Source organism: Aequorivita sp. H23M31 (assembly GCF_004022485.1).
GTDB lineage: Bacteria > Bacteroidota > Bacteroidia > Flavobacteriales > Flavobacteriaceae > Aequorivita > Aequorivita ciconiae.
In genome coordinates, this window is sequence record NZ_CP034951.1 from 3,604,347 (window position 1) to 3,625,540 (window position 21,194).

Annotated in this window: 18 protein-coding genes; 13 read left to right on the plus strand and 5 right to left on the minus strand. The window is 37.9% G+C overall.

Going from position 1 to position 21,194, the window contains the following annotated elements:
- Window positions 1–219 precede the first annotated feature (219 nt).
- The 3 genes from EI546_RS15720 to EI546_RS15730 all read left to right on the plus strand — a co-directional run bounded on the left by EI546_RS15720 (window position 220) and on the right by EI546_RS15730 (window position 3,400).
- Window positions 220–813: a CHAP domain-containing protein gene (locus tag EI546_RS15720; protein ID WP_128251436.1), complete on the plus strand. Its 594-nt coding sequence runs from the start codon at window positions 220–222 to the stop codon at window positions 811–813.
- A gap of 82 nt (window positions 814–895) precedes the next feature.
- Window positions 896–1,726: a 5'-nucleotidase, lipoprotein e(P4) family gene (locus EI546_RS15725; protein WP_128251437.1), complete on the plus strand. Its 831-nt coding sequence runs from the start codon at window positions 896–898 to the stop codon at window positions 1,724–1,726.
- 213 nt (window positions 1,727–1,939) lie between these two features.
- Window positions 1,940–3,400, plus strand: coding sequence for a glycoside hydrolase family 130 protein (locus tag EI546_RS15730; RefSeq protein WP_128251438.1), 1,461 nt, complete (start codon window positions 1,940–1,942; stop codon window positions 3,398–3,400).
- Window positions 3,401–3,578: 178 nt separating this feature from the next.
- Here EI546_RS15730 and EI546_RS15735 read toward each other — a convergent pair whose 3' ends face one another.
- The 5 genes from EI546_RS15735 to EI546_RS15755 all read right to left on the minus strand — a co-directional run bounded on the left by EI546_RS15735 (window position 3,579) and on the right by EI546_RS15755 (window position 9,988).
- Window positions 3,579–5,822, minus strand: coding sequence for a glycosyltransferase family 4 protein (locus EI546_RS15735; RefSeq protein WP_128251439.1), 2,244 nt, complete (start codon window positions 5,820–5,822; stop codon window positions 3,579–3,581).
- Between the two features lie 319 nt (window positions 5,823–6,141).
- Complete coding sequence (locus EI546_RS15740) at window positions 6,142–7,314, minus strand: glycoside hydrolase 100 family protein (protein WP_128251440.1); 1,173 nt, start codon at window positions 7,312–7,314, stop codon at window positions 6,142–6,144.
- A 12-nt stretch (window positions 7,315–7,326) separates the two neighbouring features.
- On the minus strand, window positions 7,327–8,133 hold the full coding sequence (gene nagB / locus EI546_RS15745; RefSeq protein WP_128251441.1) for a glucosamine-6-phosphate deaminase: 807 nt from the start codon (window positions 8,131–8,133) through the stop codon (window positions 7,327–7,329).
- Between the two features lie 35 nt (window positions 8,134–8,168).
- Window positions 8,169–9,311 carry a glycosyltransferase family 4 protein gene (locus tag EI546_RS15750; RefSeq protein WP_128251442.1) on the minus strand — a complete coding sequence of 381 codons (1,143 nt, stop codon included), beginning with the start codon at window positions 9,309–9,311 and terminating at the stop codon, window positions 8,169–8,171.
- A 20-nt stretch (window positions 9,312–9,331) separates the two neighbouring features.
- The gene (locus tag EI546_RS15755; RefSeq protein WP_128251443.1) at window positions 9,332–9,988 is read right to left on the minus strand and encodes a PIG-L deacetylase family protein; all 657 of its coding nucleotides are present in this window, start codon (window positions 9,986–9,988) and stop codon (window positions 9,332–9,334) included.
- 122 nt (window positions 9,989–10,110) lie between these two features.
- Here EI546_RS15755 and rpe point away from each other — a divergent pair, with 122 nt between their 5' ends.
- The 10 genes from rpe to gndA all read left to right on the plus strand — a co-directional run bounded on the left by rpe (window position 10,111) and on the right by gndA (window position 21,187).
- Window positions 10,111–10,761: a ribulose-phosphate 3-epimerase gene (gene rpe / locus EI546_RS15760; RefSeq protein WP_128251444.1), complete on the plus strand. Its 651-nt coding sequence runs from the start codon at window positions 10,111–10,113 to the stop codon at window positions 10,759–10,761.
- A gap of 363 nt (window positions 10,762–11,124) precedes the next feature.
- Complete coding sequence (locus EI546_RS15765; RefSeq protein WP_128251445.1) at window positions 11,125–12,150, plus strand: class I fructose-bisphosphate aldolase; 1,026 nt, start codon at window positions 11,125–11,127, stop codon at window positions 12,148–12,150.
- Window positions 12,151–12,226: 76 nt separating this feature from the next.
- A complete protein-coding gene (locus tag EI546_RS15770; RefSeq protein WP_128251446.1) occupies window positions 12,227–12,601 on the plus strand; it encodes a hypothetical protein in 375 nt (124 codons plus the stop codon).
- Between the two features lie 484 nt (window positions 12,602–13,085).
- A complete protein-coding gene (locus EI546_RS15775) occupies window positions 13,086–13,616 on the plus strand; it encodes a dihydrofolate reductase family protein (RefSeq protein ID WP_164905258.1) in 531 nt (176 codons plus the stop codon).
- Between the two features lie 399 nt (window positions 13,617–14,015).
- Window positions 14,016–15,326 (plus strand): NAD(P)/FAD-dependent oxidoreductase, encoded by a 1,311-nt coding sequence (locus EI546_RS15780; RefSeq protein WP_128251448.1) that lies wholly within the window; start codon window positions 14,016–14,018, stop codon window positions 15,324–15,326.
- Window position 15,327: 1 nt separating this feature from the next.
- Complete coding sequence (gene tkt / locus EI546_RS15785; RefSeq protein WP_128251449.1) at window positions 15,328–17,328, plus strand: transketolase; 2,001 nt, start codon at window positions 15,328–15,330, stop codon at window positions 17,326–17,328.
- Between the two features lie 65 nt (window positions 17,329–17,393).
- Window positions 17,394–17,864 carry an RpiB/LacA/LacB family sugar-phosphate isomerase gene (locus EI546_RS15790; protein ID WP_128251450.1) on the plus strand — a complete coding sequence of 157 codons (471 nt, stop codon included), beginning with the start codon at window positions 17,394–17,396 and terminating at the stop codon, window positions 17,862–17,864.
- 76 nt (window positions 17,865–17,940) lie between these two features.
- Complete coding sequence (tal, locus tag EI546_RS15795; protein WP_205649745.1) at window positions 17,941–19,026, plus strand: transaldolase; 1,086 nt, start codon at window positions 17,941–17,943, stop codon at window positions 19,024–19,026.
- Window positions 19,027–19,098: 72 nt separating this feature from the next.
- The gene (locus EI546_RS15800; RefSeq protein ID WP_128251452.1) at window positions 19,099–19,734 is read left to right on the plus strand and encodes an HAD family hydrolase; all 636 of its coding nucleotides are present in this window, start codon (window positions 19,099–19,101) and stop codon (window positions 19,732–19,734) included.
- Window positions 19,727–21,187, plus strand: coding sequence for an NADP-dependent phosphogluconate dehydrogenase (gene gndA, locus EI546_RS15805; RefSeq protein WP_128251453.1), 1,461 nt, complete (start codon window positions 19,727–19,729; stop codon window positions 21,185–21,187). The genes EI546_RS15800 and gndA overlap by 8 nt, the downstream gene beginning before the upstream one ends.
- Window positions 21,188–21,194: the final 7 nt, after the last annotated feature.

The following is a 21,194-nucleotide window of genomic DNA, read 5'->3' on the forward strand; positions in this document are numbered from 1 at the left end:
AATTTTTATGTTTTAAATGGAAAATTGAAAAGCTTATCTTCTTTTTTATTTCCTTTAATATTGATTGTTTATAGTAATTCGAAGTCAATTTGTAATTAGTAAAATATAGGTAATCAACGATGATTTATTATTTGAAATATGCTGTCAGGTGGGTTGAAGTACTTTTGTTTAAATTTGTCTCCTATTTATTATTCTCAATAAAACTCTGATTTCTAACCAATGCGGAAAATTTTACTTTTTAGTTTGTTTCTAATGGTAGGTGTATCGACCTTGAGTTCCTGCGATAAACTGATTCGAAAATTTAAAGCGAGATCATTAAAGGTTGGAGATAAGGTGGATAGCCTTAATGGGGTTTATGTGTATTACAATAATTCTGTAGGGAATGTTGAAGGTAGAAATGTAGCTCCCGATGGGTACAATATAGGGTTGCGCTACCAATGTGTGGAATTTGTAAAAAGATATTATTATGAGCATTTAGATCATAAAATGCCCGACAGTTATGGACATGCCAAGGATTTTTTTGAAAAGCAATTGGCCGATGGTAAAAGAAGTAAAAGACGGAATCTAACCCAATATTCCAATCCGAGTAGCAGTAAGCCAAAGGTTGATGATCTTGTGGTTTATGATGCGACTAGTTTTAATAAATATGGACATGTAGCTATAATTTCAAAGGTAGGTGAGAATTCTGTTGAGATTGTCCAACAAAATCCGGGACCAATGGCAAGCTCACGGGAAACTTATAGATTGAAGATGGAAAACGGGAAATGGAAAATCGAACAAAATAAAATCCTGGGATGGTTGCGAAAAGGTTAACAGAGAAGTTTACGTGGATGAAACAAAAAGTTAGAAATTTTCATATCGCTGTTGTAAATTAAAATCGACATCAAAAAAAGAGATGAAAAATAAGAGTATAATCACGTTGTTAGTGTTTGCTATGCTACTTGGTTGTAAATCCCAAGTTCAGGAATCCAAGGTAGATAAAGTGTATCTGCTGGATAATGGAATCCCGCCTAGAGAGTATTCAATAGCTGCGGTATTATGGCAACAACATTCTGGCGAATATCGCGCTCTGGCCTACCAAGCTTTTAATTTGGCAAAGATGCAGTTGGATAACTTGCTTGGTAATAAAGATACTTTCAAAAAACCGTTGGCGATTATAACCGATATTGATGAAACTATTTTAGATAACAGCCCTTACAGCGGAAAACAAATTGAATTAAAAGAAGATTATATTCCCGAACGCTGGACGGAATGGGTAGATCTAAAAAAGGCAAAACCTATTCCCGGAGCTGTGGAATTTTTTAATTATGCCAAAAGTAAGGGAGTGGAGGTTATTTATATTTCCAATAGAACGGATGATCAAGAGGAAGCCACTCTCGAAAATTTAAGAAATGTGGGTTTCCCAAATGCTGATAGCGCCCATATTTTGTTGGAAAAAGATACGAGCAAGAAGGGGGGCAGAAGAGCTAAAGTGGAAGAACGCTACGAAGTAATTATGCTCATTGGAGATAACCTTACCGATTTTTCCTCCATATTCGAAAACCGGTCAACGGAAGAGCGGAACAGAAGCGTGGACAGCCTAAAAGCAGCTTTTGGGCATAGATATATTATCCTTCCAAACGCCATTTATGGGGATTGGGAAACCAAGGGTATTTTGGAGGGCAAAAAAGACTGGACTACTTTTCAAAAAGATTCTATTCGCCATAAAAAAGTGATCTCTTATTAATTAATAACTTAAACGGAATCTCCACTGGGTTTGTAAGTGGCTAAATTTCTAGTCACTTGTTCCTCGGCCTACTGTTACTTCCACTTTCCACTTAGCACTTCGTACATCCGAATATTTTTAAGGAGATAAGCTTCGCTCTAATACCAATATATTCTTAAAATTTTTTACTACGTTTATAGATAATGTACCTTTAAGTTTCCCTAAAACATATTTATGAGAGTTCCCGTTACAAGAAAACAAGTAAATCTTCTTCCCGATTCCAGTAGAGTAATTGCCAGATATTTTATGAATGGCGAACAGCCAACAAAAGATATGATTTCGTTGGTTTTTGGTTTAAGTGAAAGTGAAGTACACCAAACACTTGATCAGGTTTTACGCGAATTTGCCTATAGACACAGAAGTATTACGTGGCTTTTTAAAAAACATTTTCATAGAGCCGCTCCGGTTTTGAAAAGTATGCAGATTAATCCCGACAATATTTCAGAAGAACGAAAACTCCTGATCGGATCCTACCTCACAATGGAATATTCCATTGAGTCTACTGCCTTTTTCAATCCTTCCATAATTCCCGATTTTGATCAAACATATTTAGAGGAAGGTGAAATGAGGGTTATTATGTCCTTTCGTGCCACAGGAGAAGGTCACATTTCGTCCATTGTTTTTAGAAGGGGTATTCTCGATAAGAATAACAATTTAACTTTAATGAACATAGGGAAGTCAATGGATATTGCCGAGGTATCACAAAAGAAATCTTACCATAAGGGAAGGTTTGTGAAAAAAATGCGCGAGATGAATATTCCCGAAAAATACTCCCAAAAAATCGTTGATGATCTCCCGGACCATTTCGATTATGTAGTGCTAAAAAAATCAGTAAATAGCATTCTAGAGGATCCGGAAATAAGTGAAAGCAGAAGACTCGCTCTTGAAGAAATAACTTGGTTAGTTGACTCATATTATGATATTAAGTTCGAACGGGATTCGGATATTAGTGAAAGGGTAATTTATCCAATCTCAGAGTCTGAAAGCAACGGGATTGAAGATGCTAGGTTTGTCCAGTTTATCGACGATGACGGAAGTGTAAAATATTATGCTACCTATACCGCCTATAATGGACATACCATATTACCCAAATTCCTCTCAACGGATGAGTTTTGTAAATTTCGAATAATGCCACTGCACGGAAAAGGAGCGCTGGGTAAAAATCTGGCAATTTTCCCAAGAAGAATTAAAGGTCAGTATGCTATGCTATCGCGATTGGATGGAATGAATAATTATATAATGTTCTCCGATAGGGATACCCTGTGGACAGACCCCATACTACTCCAAAAACCGAAATATCCCTGGGAATTTTCAAAAATGGGTAATTGTGGTTCGCCAATTTGGACTGAGCAGGGTTGGCTGATCATCACGCACGGGGTTGGACCTATGCGACGCTATTGCATCGGCGCAGCTCTTTTCGATCTGGACGATCCAACTAAAGAAATTGGAAGACTTTCAGAGCCATTGCTTATGCCTCTTGAAAATGAACGTGAAGGATATGTGCCAAATGTGGTGTATTCCTGTGGTTCTCTTATTCACAATAATAATCTGATTTTGCCTTATGCCGTTTCGGATTATTCTACCACTTATGCAATTGTGGATATGGAAGCGTTATTTTATGGGTTGAAACATTAATTGGCGTATTTTTTGAAAAGGGTCTTTTTCAATCTCTTAAACTAGGTTCGGGTATTTTGTAAAAAACATTTCTCAAATCAAGGAATACCATATTAATTCTTCAAAATTAAATTAGTCTATGTTCGAGCCTCCAATTTCTAGCTTCAAAACATATTAAGTTCGGTATCAAAATTCTTATCTAAACAGCGAATTTAATCGAATTATGTAAATGAAAGGATTCTTCGTAGGCTTGTAAAACCGTTAAATAGGAAATAAAATAAGCCAATGTGCTTTCTGCTCCCTGATTTCTGTTTACCCCATCAATTTCAAATCCGTCAGAACATCCTTCAGTTTCATAATTGTATAAACTCATTCGCATATCATTTTCGCCCAAGAACCACATAAAGCAAGTGAAGAGTTTATCGAGATAATCGCGATCTCCGGTTAATTTATAAGCTTCGTGACATAGAAGAACCATGGCTTGGGCATCAATAGGTTGCTGTGCAAAAATAGATCGTTCCTTATTTCTTACATACCAATCTTTATTTCCTATAATAGAAAGATATCCATCTTTTAATGTGTGTTCGATAAGAAAATTCATGGAAGCTAAAGCTACATCTGTAACCTTATTATCTTTCAGAAAATTTGTAGCCTGCAGTAATGCCAAAGGAAGGATACCGTTGTCATAAGCTAAAAGAACCTCAAACCATTTCCAGTCTTCCGATTGGTTCTGATTATAATGCCAAACAAGAGTTTCTGTCAAAGTGCGAAGATTTCTTTTCATACCATTATCATATGAATGTCGTTTTAGATAATAGCATATCCCCAAGATAGTGTAGGCGATTCCCCGGATAGATTTAATATTGCCAAAATTAGGTACTGCGTTTGAAAAAAGCTCACTGGCAGTTTGGTAAAAAGCATCTTTTGATGCGTTGGAGAGCAAATAACCTAGAGCCCAAATGGTTCGTCCAAATGAATCTTCAGATCCTTCTTCATCTAAAAAATTACGATTGAAACTTAAGAAATTTCTAAAAGTTCCATTTTCATTTTGCATATAATGGATATAACTAAGATAAACAGTCATCAGTTCCAATGCTTCTGGGTCTTTCTCCTGTCTGTAATACATACATGCCATTAGTAGGGCCCGTGCATTGTCATCCAAACAATATCCTTCTTTAAAATCTGGAATGCCAAATTTTGCGTGCTGAATAATTCCCGTGTCATCAGTCAATCTTTTAATATGGCTTAAGGAAAGAGACGGCATTAAAGTTAGGTCTATTTCGTGCTCACTTCTACGGGACGATTTTTGAGGCATTGATAAAAGATTTTCCACGACATTCGCATACTTTTGACCAATTTTTGGCCAGGTAATAGTTTTTCCATAGTCTGACGCTTTCTTTTGTATTTTGGCCAAAGTTTGGGGCTCGCCCAAAAGTTGGTTTATCACTTGTGCCAAACCTTCGTAATCATTAAAATCAAATAGTTTTCCTTTATCATCTGCCAATAATTCTGCCGCATGCCAATAGGGGGTAGAAACTACTGCACAACCAGAACCCATGGCGTAGGTAAGTGTTCCGCTAGTTATCTGGGCTACACTTAAATAGGGAGTAATATAAATATCGCAGGCCGCCAAATATTTGAAAAGTTCGTTTTCATCTAGAAATTCATTGATCATTAATACGTTTTTCTCCACTCCCAAAGTTTTTGCAAGCTCCTGCAAATATTCCCGGTATTCTTCACCTGCATCTCTCAAAACATTTGGGTGGGTTTTTCCAAGAACAATATAAAGTACGTTCGGATGTTTTTCTAAAATTTTCGGCAGCGCATTTATTACCGTCTCAATTCCTTTACTGCGACCAATAAACCCAAAAGTGAGAAGTAATTTTTTATCTTGTAATTTCAATTCTTTTCTTGACGTCTCCTGATCAAATTTTATATCGGGCAAGCCGTGTTCAATAAGCGCTATTTTTTGTTTGGGCACTCCGTATATATCCATAAGAAAGTGAACTGCCTTATGGCTCATTACCACAACTTTACTGGACATTCTGCAGATTTCCTTTAGAATAATCTTTTCATTGTATGAGGGAGTTTCCAAGATGGTATGGAAAGTGGAAATTACGGGAATTTGTAAGCGGTGCAAAAGTGATAAAATATAAACGCCGCTCAGCCCACCAAATATTCCAAATTCATGTTCCAATATGCAGGCATCGGCGCCGCTCTCATTGATGAAATTGGCCGCATTTCTATACTCACTTTGATTCTCTTGATCAATGCTTAATTTTACTTCAGGGGGATAGTTATATTTTAAATCGTGGTCGTTTATGGCTATTACGATTATTTCATCAACCTTTTCGGTCGTTAACATTGCGCTGGCGAGATTTTGAGTAAAAGTTCCGATTCCGCATTTACGTGGTGGATAAGTTCCGATGTAAGCTAACTTCATTTTTGAAGATTTTATATTTTATTAGTAGGATTATAAAATTCGATATTTTATGATCTGGAGAATACCAGGGTTTTAAAATGATTTCCTCATATATGATGGCAACATCAATTTCCTCGAAAAATTAAAGTTTTTCTTGATATAATTTTGTAATTGAGGGTTTATAAAATTAACATAATCCGGAGCGTTTCACTGTGAACAATTGGTTAATATGAAGTTATAAACATCACAAAATGCCGATCGGAGATTTGAACAGTTGGAGAGGAAGTCTATGGAAAGTGGGCTAGGTATTGATAGGAATTAACATTTTGCGGAACGATAGTTATGGTTTGCAAAGTGATTCAAAAAATAAAGGTCTTTGTTCAAGTACACAATTGGCTGCATATAAATAATTCGAAGCACTCCAAGTTTGCCAATCCTGCCCCATTGGTTCCCCTGTTTGGGCCTTATACCATTCGTTAAAACCAAATTCTAAATTTTTGTTGCGGGATTTTCGGACTAGTTTAGTCAATGCCAAAAGTTCCCTATCTGCATCTTCATATAATTGAGCCGCTACGAGGGCGGCGATGTAGAACCCACTTATAAATGGCCAAATACCGCCATTGTGATAATCTCCCGGTTTGTTGTATTTATAATATCTGGGCAGCCAATCTTCATCCTTAGGCTCTATAAAAGGGAAAAAATTTGGTGCTAGATCCACAGCCAATATCTTGCCGTTTCTCATAATTTTACACTCCTTCTCAATCCAAGAAGCCATTTCATGAGCTTCGAAAGTTGTATTTAAGCCCGCCAGGATGGCCAGACTGTTTCCCAATAAATCAAAGCGGGTACTGCTATAAACTTTGTAGGACCATAAGGCGAAGTAAGGTCTATTTTTTATTGCCAAACCTTCATTAGGACAGATGTGCTCAAGATCCGAAGTATAAGTAAATTGGTTAATTGCATTGCCTAGATTGTTCGCCCAATTATGTTGTTTTAAAAGTTTGAGGCCGGTATAGGTTGCGGTATTCACAAATAATCCATACCCAAGGACCCACTGCTCGTCCCGCCAATCGCTGGTAGGTTGTTGTGCTATTAAATAATGGCTCGTCGGGCATTGATATTCCATCCAAATTAGCGCTTTGTTAACTGCTTCTTCCAGATAATGTGGATTATTGAATAACTTTCGGAAGATTCCTACTGCCATTAGAAAAAGAGGTGTGGTGTCGCTAGAACCTCTATTGTTCGTATCGTGGACAAGAGAGGGAATTTGCCCGTTAGATGCTTGAGTAATTGCCAAGGTGTCTAGCACATTCCTGACGCTCATTATCAATTCTTCACATCCACTCGTAGCTATACCCAGGGCGGAAATCAACAGATCGCGGGTGTAAGGTTCGGGATATCCCCATCCTGCCGTTCGTGGTAAATTTGCAACAGTCCCTTTGGCGTTGTGCAAAAGCACCTCTAAAGCTGCATTTTTTGTCTCACCAACCTGTATTTTCATTTCTGGTGTCATAAAATTTGATGTTTAGGGATGGTTGGAATGTGCGGCAATATCCTCTATATCTTTAAAATACTTTACGGTTTTAATCTCCAATTCCATAGTAGCTTCTTCATCACAGACCAAAACGCATTCTTGGTGCATTTGTAAAATGGACGCTGGCCACATATGACTTATTGCACCACCTACCATTTCCTTTATGGCTCGTGCTTTTTTATATCCACTGCCAAATATTACCACCTCTCTGGCATCCATTATTGTTCCGATTCCCATCGTTAGGGCTTTTGTGGGAACATTGTGAACGTCATCATCAAAAAATCGGGAGTTTGCTTCAATGGTATCATAGCAAAGAGATTTTATTCGTGTACGGGAATTTAATGAAGATCCGGGTTCATTAAATGCAATATGGCCATCCATTCCTATTCCACCAAGCAAAATTTCAATACCTCCGTATTTCAATATTTTATCTTCGTATTCAATGCATTCTTTATCTAGGTCTTCGGCATTACCATTTAAGATATGGATGTTTTCTGCGGGAATATCAATTTGGGAAAAGAAGTTTTCATTCATAAAAGTATGGTAGCTCTGGGGATGTGATTCGGGAATTCCAACGTACTCATCTAAATTGAATGTGATTACATTTTTGAATGAGATATCACCTAGCTTACCTCTTCTGATTAATTCCTCGTAAGTTGTAATTGGAGAGGAACCCGTGGGTAATCCCAAAACGAAAGGTTTTTTCGAGTTGGGTTGAAATTCGGTAATTCTTTTGATAAGGTAATTTGCCGTCCAATGACCAATTTCTTCGTTATCTTTTTTTATTAGAATCCTCATTTCAGTATTAATTAAGCTACTTTCACTTTTTTGTCTCAGTTTATGCCTAGTCTATTTTGTACGATGTCAATAAATTTTTGTGCAACAATCTTATAATCGAAGTTTGCCACCACATTTTTTCTGCCGGCCTTTCCTAGGTCCTCCCGTAATTTTTCATCGGTCATGAGCTTGAGCAAATATTTCGCTATATCTTGGACGTTTGCTCGGTAATCAACTGTTCTAGGCTTTTCAAACTGAACTTTATGGTTGTTTTCATAACCTGATTCTTCACCTAAAATCACTTCATTTACAATGATCCTTTGGGATACATTGGCGAGCAAAGCCGTTTTACCGTGAATAAGAGTATCGAGCATTCCCATTGCTTTTATCCCTATAACTGGTTTTTCACAGGCACCGGCTTCAACTTGGGGCATTCCAAACCCTTCTAAACGCGACGGTGCTGCATATATATCACACGCCCCTATTAAATAGGGCATAAAACTTCTTGAAATGGTGTTCGTTGCATAAGTAATATTCTTTTCCAGTCCTAAGCGGGTGGCCAATTCCAAGTCCATTAGGTTCTGCGCCTTGGTTCTAGGTTGGGGCCAGACCTTGCACACGTATTTCCAATCGGGAGCTTTTGTGTCGATTATAGCCAGAGCGTGCATTACCTCTTGTGCTCCTTTTGAGGTGGCATCCCCACCCACCGTTAGAATCATTAGCTGGTCTGGAGAAATTCCCAAGGATTCCCGAACCGCAATAATCTTCGGATCGGTCTTTTTAAAAGGAACAAATGAATTGGTATCACATCCCACTGGAAGAACTTCTATATTATCGGGCTTAATTCCATCTCTTACATACATCTCTTTTACCCAATTTGAAGTGACCAAAATAAGTGGTAATTCATTTAATACTTCTTGGAAGTTCGCAATATATCCGTCTGCAACCAACCAAGGTACCGCGCGTATTCCATATCGTTGTGGGTGAAGTACCAGTTGTGGTGTATGCCCCCAATAACCTACACCCACCACCACATCAGGCTCAAACCATCGATAATACCATTCTTTTTCCTGTGCCGATTCAAAATGTGCGGCATGTGTATCCACCCCTAACTCACAGAGACCTCGATAGAGTAAATCTCCTTGGGTGGCCAAGCCTCCAGGAGAAGGAGGATAATCGTAAAGGACTAATACTTTCATAGGAATATTATTTCATTGTTTTATCGGTGCTGCTCCATTTGGGATAACCACTTCTCCGCATCAGAGGAATTTTTAAATTGCAAAAAAGCTTCAATTTTAGGGGTTGTACTGGCTTCAAAACCCGTTTTTTCGAAACCATATATCTCCGTAATAATTTGGTATTTTTCCTTCCAAATCTCTTCAGGGAGCATTAATTGAATGTCGGCAGTTACCATAGCACGCGGGTAATATTCTTTTTTCCCATCCTCATAGGCGAAGACCCATAATTCCTTAGTACTCAATTTTTTAAGATTCCACAATCGGATTGTAGCTCGGCCTACTTCTTCATGCCGTAAATGTCTTGTGTACTCACCAAAAGGGTTATGGGTGATAATTAGGTCGAAATTTTCATTTGGCAACAAACTTAAAATAGTGCTTTTCACTTCGTCTTCTTGCAAAGGAAATTGTTCGGGTCCATCGTTAAGGTCGCCCATTATACCTGAGGCATTAAAAAATTCTAATACTTTTTTAAACTTTGGAGCTCTGTCCGTATCATATTTTCGGCATACAGAAGCTATAAACCATTTATATTCCGGGTGCATTAACATTAATCCTCCACACCAAAGAGTCTCATCATCAGGATGCGCAACAATAACCGCTATGTTTTTTTGTTCTGCTATTTTTTTTGAAAGAACCATGGATTTTTAATAGGTAGGGCAATTCTTTCTCTCGAAATTACAAAAATATCAGCGTTTTTTTTTTACCTTTTCTCATTCCTTTAAGTGAAGAAAAACATAAAATTTTAAACTTTAAAAGTTCCATGTCACACCTAATTGCTCCATCTATTCTCGCAGGTAATTTTGCTTATCTTCAAAAGGATGTAGAAATGCTTAATAAAAGTGAAGCCGATTGGATCCATGTTGATATTATGGACGGTCTTTTTGTACCCAACATTTCCTTTGGTTTTCCGGTGATGGATGCCATAAAGAAATATGCCTCCATACCGCTCAGTGTGCATTTAATGATTATAAAACCCGAAAGGTTTATATCGCGCTTTAAAAAGTCCGGCGCAGACCATTTAATTGTACATTACGAAGCTTGTACCCATTTGCACAGCACTATCCAAAAAATCAAATCGGAAGGTATGCAGGCTGGCGTGGCGCTCAATCCTCATACTACTGTTAATCATTTGGACGATGTAATCACCGACATAGACCAAGTTCTTATAATGTCTGTAAATCCCGGTTTTGGTGGTCAGAATTTTATAAAAAATACATATCGAAAAATAGAGCAGACCTGGAATTTAATAGATAAACGGGGATCCAGTGCAGTAATAGGAATTGATGGTGGAGTAGATCTTACAAACGCTTCAAAACTCGTTGAATTGGGAGCTGATATTTTAGTTGCAGGCAGTGCTATCTTTAAATCAGACAATCCAAATAAAACTATTTCTACCCTAAAAAATATTTAGAATTTCCTATCAGCAATTTTTTTTAGTCTGTTTTGAGCCTCCTAAACATTTTTAAAGAAGCTATAGTTGAAATCTACCTTATCGTTTCATCTTCAGTATGTTCTCGCAGATTTTGTTGCCTTCTCTAAATAGGGATTGTTTTAAAATCCAAAAACTTATTCCCCCTTTTTTCTCTGAACTTTATAAAAATTATAAGATAACTTTATTAACCTTCTTAAGTCTAAACTTCTAATTTAGTGATTCTCAATTTCGAATGGAACTCTGTTTCGCCGAAAATTTGATTGGACTTTTTAATTAAAGTTATCATCAAAACACCTGACATTGTAATTCTTCCGAAGATTAAACATGAAAAATAGATTTGTAATGGATAGACAAATTTTGAAAAATACCATTAAAGAAATCTTTGCAGGTTCAAAAGGAATTCTGGCAATGGATGAAAGTATTTCCACGGCTAATAAACGATTGGGTGCAAAAGGAATTCCTCAAAATGAAGAAATGCGTAGAAAATATCGAGAACTTATTGTTACCACCCCAGGTTTAAACCAAGGAATTGGAGGTGCTATTTTATGCGATGAAACCATCAATCAGAAAACAAATGACGGAAGGCCTATGGCCGATGTATTAAAGGAAGCTGGAATAATCCCTGGGATAAAGGTGGATAAAGGAGCTAAAGCCTTGGCGGGATTCCAAAATGAAAAAGTTACCGAAGGTCTCGATGGTTTGCGCGAGCGTTTAATAGATTATAAAAAGAAAGGAGCCCGCTTTGCCAAATGGCGCGCAGTAATTACCATTGGGAAAAATATTCCTACAAAAGCCTGTATTGAGGCAAATGCGCATGCGCTTACCCGATATGCTGGCCTCTGTCAAGAAGCCGGTATTGTGCCTATTGTAGAGCCAGAGGTATTAATGGATGGAGATCATAACCTTCAAAAGTGTTACGATGTTACCGAGGAAACGTTGAAGATTTTGTTTTTTGAATTATATAAATATAGAATTGATCTAGAAGGAATAATCCTCAAACCCAATATGGTACTTGCCGGCAAAGAAAGTGGAGAAAAGAATAGTGTGGACGACGTTGCCAAAGCGACGGTAAATTGTTTTTTAGAATCTGTTCCAGCCGCCGTGCCTGCCATTGCATTCTTGTCAGGTGGCCAGTCGGCCCAAGAAGCTTCGGCCCATTTAAATGCTATTAATAAGAATTTTAAAAACCGTCTTCCCTGGATTGTAGCCTTTTCTTTTGCTAGAGCAATTCAACAACCTGCATTGGATGTTTGGGATTGGGAGGATTCAAAGTGCGAAAAAGCACAAAAAGTTTTGGCGCGCAGGGCAAAATTTAATGCCGAAGCACGGCAGGGAAACTATGATTCTGCTATGGAACCAGACAAGTAAGGATTGTGAATTTCCGGAATGATTACCGGAATGATTATTTAATTCGAGATAGAAATAACTTATAAAAAATTATAAAATGAAAAAGGAAGAGAAAAAAACAGATCGGATTTCTGAAAACAATAAAGAGAAGCGTGATACTAAGAATCTATCGAAATTAGAAAAGGAAAAATTTCCCGGTTATCCGCATTATCCCGAATCCGAGGATATTTATAATAGGGAAAAAGAGGTAGAACTGAATCCTGAGGATTTAAGTAAGAAAAAGACCACCGAACTTCCGCCTGAATATGGAAACCAAAAGAGATTTTTGGAGGATATGACAGCCGAGGATTTGGATGTTCCTGGTTCCAAAAATGATGAGGCTCTACCAAATCCCGGTAGAGAGGATGAGGAAAACAATTATTACAGTCTTGGTGGAGATAATCATGAAGATCTGGAGGAAGATAATGGATAGCTACAGGCTGTCCTTCTGCTCATTCTCTTTAAAAAACAATACGTAAAAATTTGTTTGAATTGCAAGAAGGTCCTTTATGTATTTTGGTGAGCGAATGAAGTATATAAAGGATTTTTTATTAAGTAAAGAGATCGACTTCATTTCTTTGGTCGAGAACATAGTCGTACTAAATAAATAAATATTCCTTTCTTCGCTTCCTGTTTAAAAAATGGGGACTATTTAAATTACCTACCGACCCGAATCAATTATAGATCCGATTTAATTTGAATTATTTCGCAAAGATTTAACAGGCAATTGATTTCGTTGTTTCTACCTAAAACCTTCCATAATGTAACCGAAGGAAAAATAATGCATCAAATCTAAGAAATTAGGAGTGCAACATCCGTTTGATACATTAAAGCCAAGATTTCCAAAATTCTTTTCTATCCTAAACTATATTGATGATTTGTAAGGTATTGGAAAAAGCTAACAACAATAAATGATTATGAAAAAGACACTTATATTCGTTACTACACTGGATGGGAAAATTACGCACTGGGGAGAACCTCACGTGAAAAGATGGTCATCCGAGGAGGATAAAAAACATTTTAAAAATATATGGAATAAGTCCTACCTAATTGTAATCGGCAGCAGCACTTTTGATGCAGAGCCTTTAAAACCAACTCCCGATTATCATTATATTGTAATGACTAGAACTCCTTCGAAATATAAAAATCAAGAAGTTTTGGGTCAACTCGAATTTACGGATCAAACTCCCAATGATTTGTTAGCACGGTTCGAAAAAGAAGGTTATGACGAAATGCTGGTCGTGGGCGGACCACATGTAGCTACTTCATTTTTTAAAGAACAGCTTATCGATGAATTTTGGCTAACCATAGAACCAAAGATTTTTGGAGTGGGTGGCAATTTTGTTATAAAGGAGAAATTCGATATTCAACTGCATTTGATTAGTCTTGAAAAGGTAAATGAGCAAGGAACTTTAATAACAAGATATTCCGTTACCAATAAGAAATAGCTTCACTGTTTAGAAGAAGGTCAATTGACCTAAGTGCGAGATTAGTTATACCTTCCTAATCTTACTCGACACTGATTTGAACAAACCAAATTTATCATTATTTCTTCCAAAGAAGTGAATACTTAAAATCTGCAAATCTGCAAAATTAACTTTCAAAATTTTCCAATTTCGTAATAAGTTTCTCTTTTAACAAACCTTAAGAATGTTTTATGCTTTAAATGGTAATGATTAAGGTTTAAAAAATTTAATTTTAATGTCATTATTAAAGAATATTATTAATGTTTTGACTCTTTAAAGGTTTTCTCCGGACATTATTTCTTGATCCACAATAAAGACTTTTTTCCAGCCGTCATTTATAGATGATATTCTTTTTGATTTATCGAGATATTAAACGCTGAAATGTCTAAAAAAGCTAAGATAATAATTATTGGAGCAGGTTTTGGGGGAATAAAATTAACTAAGTCCTTTTATAAAAAACCGGTCGATGTTCTCCTTATAGACCGAAATAACTATCACAATTTTCAGCCATTGATGTACCAAGTCGCTACAGGCGGTTTGGAGCCGGGAAGCATTGCATATCCCGTTAGGCGAATTTTTAGAAAGTATGATAATGTCAACTTTAGAATGGCTGAGGTCCAGTCCGTGGATATTCATCAAAACCAAATAATATCTTCCATAGGTAGAATTCATTATGATTATTTGGTTATTGCTTCCGGTAGTGAAAATAAATATTTCAATTTTGAATCCGTAAAGGATAAGTTACTGACCTTAAAATCGCTTCCCGAAGCTCTTAAAATGCGAAATACTATTTTTCGGAATTTGGAGCGTGCCTTGGCGAATAATAGAACGGAACCTATTGAGGAAATAATGAATATCGCTATAGTAGGAGGTGGGCCGGCGGGAATTGAACTTGCTGGAGCACTTTCCGAAATGAGAAAGCACGTACTACCTAAGGAGTTTCCTGAATTGCCCCTTAGTAAAATGAGTGTTAATCTATATCAGTCCGGCCCGAAATTGCTCGCTGGAATGTCTGAAGAAGCTTCCCAAAAATGTCTGGAATACCTTCAGGAAATGGGCGTGAATGTTTTTTTAAACACCCGTGTCAAAGAATATGATGAGCATACTATTACAATGGACGACGGCAGCAAATTTACTACTGACACGGTAATTTGGTCTGCTGGAGTAAAGGGTTCTCCTCTCAAGGGATTTCCAGATTACTGTATTGACAAGGGAAACCGGATTTTAGTGGACGAATTTAATAAGGTAAAAGGCACCGATAATATTTTCGCTATTGGAGACGTATCTGCCCACGAATCTCTAGATAATCCTAAAGGACTGCCCATGCTTGCTCCTGTAGCACAGCAACAAGGAGAACATCTGGGAAAAAACATATTAAGAACTATTGACAATAAACCAATGGAGCCTTTTGAGTACCATAATAAGGGTGTTATGGCAACCATTGGAAGGAATAGAGCCGTGGTGGATTTACCGAGCATCAAATTTCAGGGAAGGTTTGCATGGTTTGTTTGGATGTTTGTCCACATTTTTTCTCTGGTCGGTTTCCGGGACAAGTTTGTCACCTTCATCGACTGGGTAGAAAGTTATTTCAACTATGATCAGCCTTTAGGAATGATTTTAAAAACCGCCGAATGTGAGCAGGATGATGAGCAGAAATTAAACAAAAAAGAAACAGTAGAAGAAGAAAAATGATATGGAAACAAAAAGTATAGTACAGAAAGGAATAGATACCGTAAGAGTATTATCAGCAGATGCAGTTCAAAAAGCAAATTCAGGCCATCCGGGTACACCTATGGCTCTATCTCCATTGGGACACGTGTTGTGGTCTCAAGTAATGCGTTACAATCCAAAAAATCCAGATTGGGTAAACCGGGATCGTTTTGTTCTCTCATGCGGTCATGCCTGCATGCTTCAGTACAGCTATCTATACCTTACCGGTTATGCCGTAACATTGGACGATATAAAGAATTTTAGACAACTCCACAGTATTACCGCCGGACATCCAGAATACGGTTTGATGCCAGGTATTGAAGTTACAACCGGACCCTTAGGGCAAGGTTTTGCCAATGGAATTGGAATGGCTATCGCCGAGCAATATATGGCGGCGCGCTACAACCAACCCGATTTTAAAATTTTTGATTATAAAATTTATGCCATTTGTAGTGATGGAGATCTAATGGAGGGCGTTTCTGCCGAAGCAGCTTCTCTTGCCGGTCACCTTAAATTGGGTAATATTATTTACTTCTACGATGATAACAATATAACTATTGAAGGAGATACCGATCTTACTTTTAATGAGGATGTGGATAAACGTTTTGAAGCTTATGGTTGGCACGTTCAAAATGTTGCAGATGTGAACGATTTAGAAGCTCTTTCCAAAGCAATAAAAAATGCACAAAAGGAAACAAGCCGTCCTTCACTGATAAAAGTGCGTAGTGTTATTGGCTATGGAAGTCCGAATAAGCACAATACTTCCTCCGCTCACGGTTCTCCTTTAGGCGAGGACGAAGTTAAACTGGTGAAGGAAAATTTTGGTTTCGATCCCGATAAATCCTTTGTCGTACCAGATGATGTTTTGGATTACTACCGAAATGCCGGTAAGAAATCTGCCGAAAATGAAAAGGAGTGGAATAATCTATATAAAAATTACAAAAAACGCCATCCCGATCTTGCCAAAGAATTTGAGACAATTAGTTCCGGAACCCTTCCCGATGGATGGGAGAAAATATTACCCACTTTTGAGCCTGGAGAAGAAATGGCAACCCGTAAAGCCTCGGGTAAAACTCTTAATGCTATTGCGGAATTCTTTCCACAATTGATCGGAGGTTCCGCAGACTTGGCACCGTCCACCGATACAAATCTTGATGATTATAAATCTTTCTCTCCCAAGCATAGAGATGGACGGAATTTTCACTTCGGAATTCGTGAACATGCCATGGGTGCAGTTCTGAATGGAATGGCACTGAGCAAATATCTTATTCCTTATGGGGCTACATTTTTAATCTTTTCAGATTATATGCGACCTCCGTTACGTCTTGCAGCCATTATGAAAATACGAACCATTATGGTTTTCACCCACGATAGTATTGGTCTCGGAGAGGATGGTACAACCCACCAACCCGTTGAGCAGTTAATTGGACTTCGTACTGTTCCAAATATGATGGTTATCCGTCCCGCGGATGCGAATGAAACCGCTCAAGCTTGGCGAGTGGCCATTAAACATACAGATGGTCCGGTGTCGCTTTCATTAACTCGTCAGGGAATCCCGATTATCGATCAGAAAAAATATGCCAAGGCAAAGAACCTCGAAAAAGGGGCTTACATTCTTTCAGATTCCGAAGGTGATCCAGATATTATACTGATTGCGACAGGTTCTGAAGTTCATTTGATATTGGAGGCTCAAGAGAAGTTGAGGAAAAGCAATATTCAAGCGCGAGTTGTAAGTATGCCGTGTTGGAGCCTCTTTGACAATCAGAGTGCGGCTTATAAAGAAAAAGTATTCCCTAAAAACATTAGAAAAAGACTTGCAGTGGAGGCAGGTTCTCCCGTAGGCTGGCTGAAATATGTTACCGATGAGGGAGACGTAATAGGAATCCAGAAATTCGGAGAGTCTGCACCTGGAGAGGAAGTAATGAAGGAATACGGTTTTTCAGTAGAAAATGTAGTAAAAAGAGCTAAGGCGTTACTTAAATAAATAAGTAATCTCTTTTTTAATTCAATCCTTTAATTAAGAATAGAGTAGGAATAAATTAAATTGTAATGTCCAAAGAACCATTGAAAAAAGTTGGAATTTGTGCGGATCACGGAGGTTTCGAACTTAAAGAAAGAATAAAAACTTTTTTGGTACAACACAACTTTGATCCGATAGATTTTGGTGCGAAAGTTTTGGATGAAAGCGATGATTATCCAGATTTTGTAATTCCGTTGGCAAAAGCAGTGGCGTCTTCCGAACTTTTCCGAGGCATTGCCATATGCGGAAGTGGAGTAGGAGCTTGTGTAGCAGCCAACAAGGTAGTGGGCATTAGAGCAGCTTTGATAAATGATAACTTTTCAGCCCATCAAGGCGTGGAAGATGATGATATGAATATGATTTGTCTTGGTGGAAGAGTTACTGGATATGCGGCAGCCGAAGAATATGTGCTGGCATTTCTTAATGCGGAATTTATTGGGGCAGAAAGACATATACGAAGGTTAAATAAAATTAAGGATATAAAACAGGGGAAAGAATAGAGAAAATGGAAAGAGAGTAGATTTCAATTTTTTTTATCTCTTCTTTAAAATAAGATTTAATTTAAAAACACATATTATGAATCCATTAAACAAAATACGAGAACACGGACAGAGTATTTGGCTCGATTTACTTGATCGAGAAATCATGGACACGGGGAAATTACAAAGTCTGATCGATGAGGACGACTTACGGGGTATGACTTCCAATCCTTCCATTTTTGAAAAGGCTATTACAGGGAGCTCCGATTATGATGATGATATAGCAGAACTTGCTAAGAAAACGGATAACAATTCTGCAATCTTCTTTGATATGGCCATTTCGGATATTCAAAGAGCGGCTGATATTTTTAAACCGGTATTTGATAAGACCAATGGGAAGGACGGATTTGTAAGTCTAGAGGTTTCTCCTTATTTAGCTCGGGATACAGATGGCACTATAGAACAGGTTCGCGACTTATGGAAACGCGTAAATAGAAAAAACGTGATGATCAAAATCCCTGGAACTGCACAAGGTTTACCTGCAATTCGTGAATGTTTAAGAGAGGGTATGAACATTAATGTTACCCTTCTTTTTGGTCTTCCGCGATATCGAGAAATTACCGAGGCGTTTATGGGCGGTTTGGAAGACCGTTTGAAAGAAGGCCATTCTATAAAAGATATAGCTTCCGTTGCAAGTTTTTTTCTAAGTAGGATTGACGTAATGGTAGATCCCATGCTTAAGAAAAAGGACGCAGACAGTTTAGTGGGGAAAGTAGCAATCGCTTCCGCAAAAATGGCTTATCAGATTTATCTGGAAATGATTGGTAGCGATAGATTTAAAAAGTTGGAAGCTGAAGGAGCCCAACGCCAAAGAGTTCTGTGGGCAAGTACAAGCACCAAAGATCCATCTTTTAGCGATGTACTATATGTAGAAACATTGATTGGAAAGGATACCATAAATACCTTGCCAATGGAAACCATCGATGCATTTCGTGACCACGGAAAGGTGAACGATACGCTAACAGAGGGGATTGACGATGCCAAAAAAACTTTAAAAGAACTAAAGGAAACTGGTATCGACCTTGATGAAATAACCCAAAAACTTGAAGACGAGGGAATACAGAAATTCAATGACGCGTACGAAAAATTGCTTAAGAGTATTGCGGAGCAGCGAAGAAAATAATCGTCCATAACCCAAGCGAAGTTTTTATGGTTTTCGCTTTGAGGTTTGACTTTAATCGGATAATATTTATAGATGGATTTTGATGTTTCTAAAATAAAGGTTGTTTATTTTGATATTGGGGGCGTGCTGCTTACCAATGGCTGGGGCCATAAATCCCGGGAAAAAGCTGCTGAGCATTTCGGTTTTGATTATGACGAAATGAACGTGCTCCATAACTTCATATATAATGTGTTTGAAATTGGGAGTATTACCATTGACGAATATTTGGATATCGCCGTTTTTCACTGTCCCCGAGATTTTACAAAACAGGATTTTAAGGATTTCATGTATGCGCAATCAGTTGAATTGCCAAAGATGCTCCCGTGGCTTAAGGAATGGAAAACAAGAACCGATCTGCCAGTATTTGCGCTAAGCAATGAAAGCCGGGAATTAAATGATTACCGTATAAAGAAGTTTAAACTTCATGAATTATTCGACGGATTCTTCTCGTCCTGTTATCTCGGTATCCGTAAGCCCGACCCACGCATTTTTAAAGAAGCCATGCAAATAGTTCAGGCAGAACCTTCGGAAACCCTTTACTTTGATGACAGAGAATTATTGGCTAAGACCGCAGGGAAATTGGGAATGAATGCCATACATCATCAAAAGGTTGAAACATCACAGAAAATTCTCGAAGAATTAATATCTAAATCACATCGTCATGAATAATGAGAGTACAAACCAAAACGCGTTCGGAATGATAGGGCTTGGCACAATGGGTGCCAATCTCCTTCAAAATATAGCGGATCATGGATACAATTGTGCTGGCTATGATACCAATTATAATAAAGTTGATAGCCTAAATCAGTTAGATTACAACAATATTCACGGATATTCGACTATCCAAGATTTTGCAAATAGTCTAAAGAGTCCGAAAACGGTTATGATGCTCGTGCCTGCAGGGAAAATTGTTGATGTAGTAATTAATGAATTACTTGAGGTTTTGGATAAGGGGGATATTATTATTGATGGAGGGAATTCACATTTTACCGATACGGAGCGTCGTTACAAAGATTTGGAGAGTAAAGGTTACCATTTTATTGGAATGGGAGTTTCAGGTGGTGAGGAGGGTGCCAGAAAAGGTCCGAGTATGATGCCAGGTGGAGATAAAAATGCTTACGAAAAAATTTCACCCATCTTGGAAAAAATTGCAACTCAAGTAAATGGCGAACCTACCGTCGCATATATGGGAGCACGGTCTGCAGGCCATTTCGTAAAAATGGTCCACAACGGAATTGAATATGCTATAATGCAGCTTATTTCCGAAACATTTGAAATTATGAAAAAAGGGCTTCAGATGGATGATAAGGAAATTGAGGCAGTTTATGCAAAATGGAACGAGGGCAGATTGAAATCGTATCTTATTGAAATTACCCGCGACATCTTTTCTTATATAAAACCCGGTGATAAACATTTATTACTCAATAATATAAAAGACGAGGCAAAGGCATTGGGCACAGGAAAATGGACATCACAAGCAGCAATGGATTTGGGATTGCCAGTACCGGTAATAGATGTTTCTGTTGGGATGAGAGATTTATCGAGGTATAAAGATCTAAGAATAGAGGCTTCTAAAATATTTCCGGATTCTCCAAATAATGAGTTTAGGGGGAAAGCAGACAAATATATTTCCACACTCGAGTCGGCTTACTACTTCGGCATGGTTTCGGCCTATGCCCAAGGCATGCATTTATTATATCACGCAAACCAAGAATATAAATATAATCTGAACTTGGATACTATTGCGAAAATCTGGAGAGGAGGCTGTATAATCCGTTCTGAATTTTTGGAAGATATTTATGCTGCGTATAATAAAAAACCTGAATTGAAACATTTGTTTTTGGATATTTCAATTCACGATGATTTGATTTCGAGTACGCCGAATATACGAGCGGTGGTTGCAGATGCCTCCAGAAGTGGCATCGCCGTACCAGCCTTTTCCGCTGCCTTAAGTTATTTTGATAATTTCAGACTGGAAACTATGCCTACAAATCTCGTAATGGCACAGCGCGACTATTTCGGATCGCATACTTATGAACTCAACAATAAGGAAGGCGTTTTTCATACCCAATGGGAGAAATTAGTTGATGCGGAAAATAGCACGAAAAAGCCACTTTCTTAAAATTCAA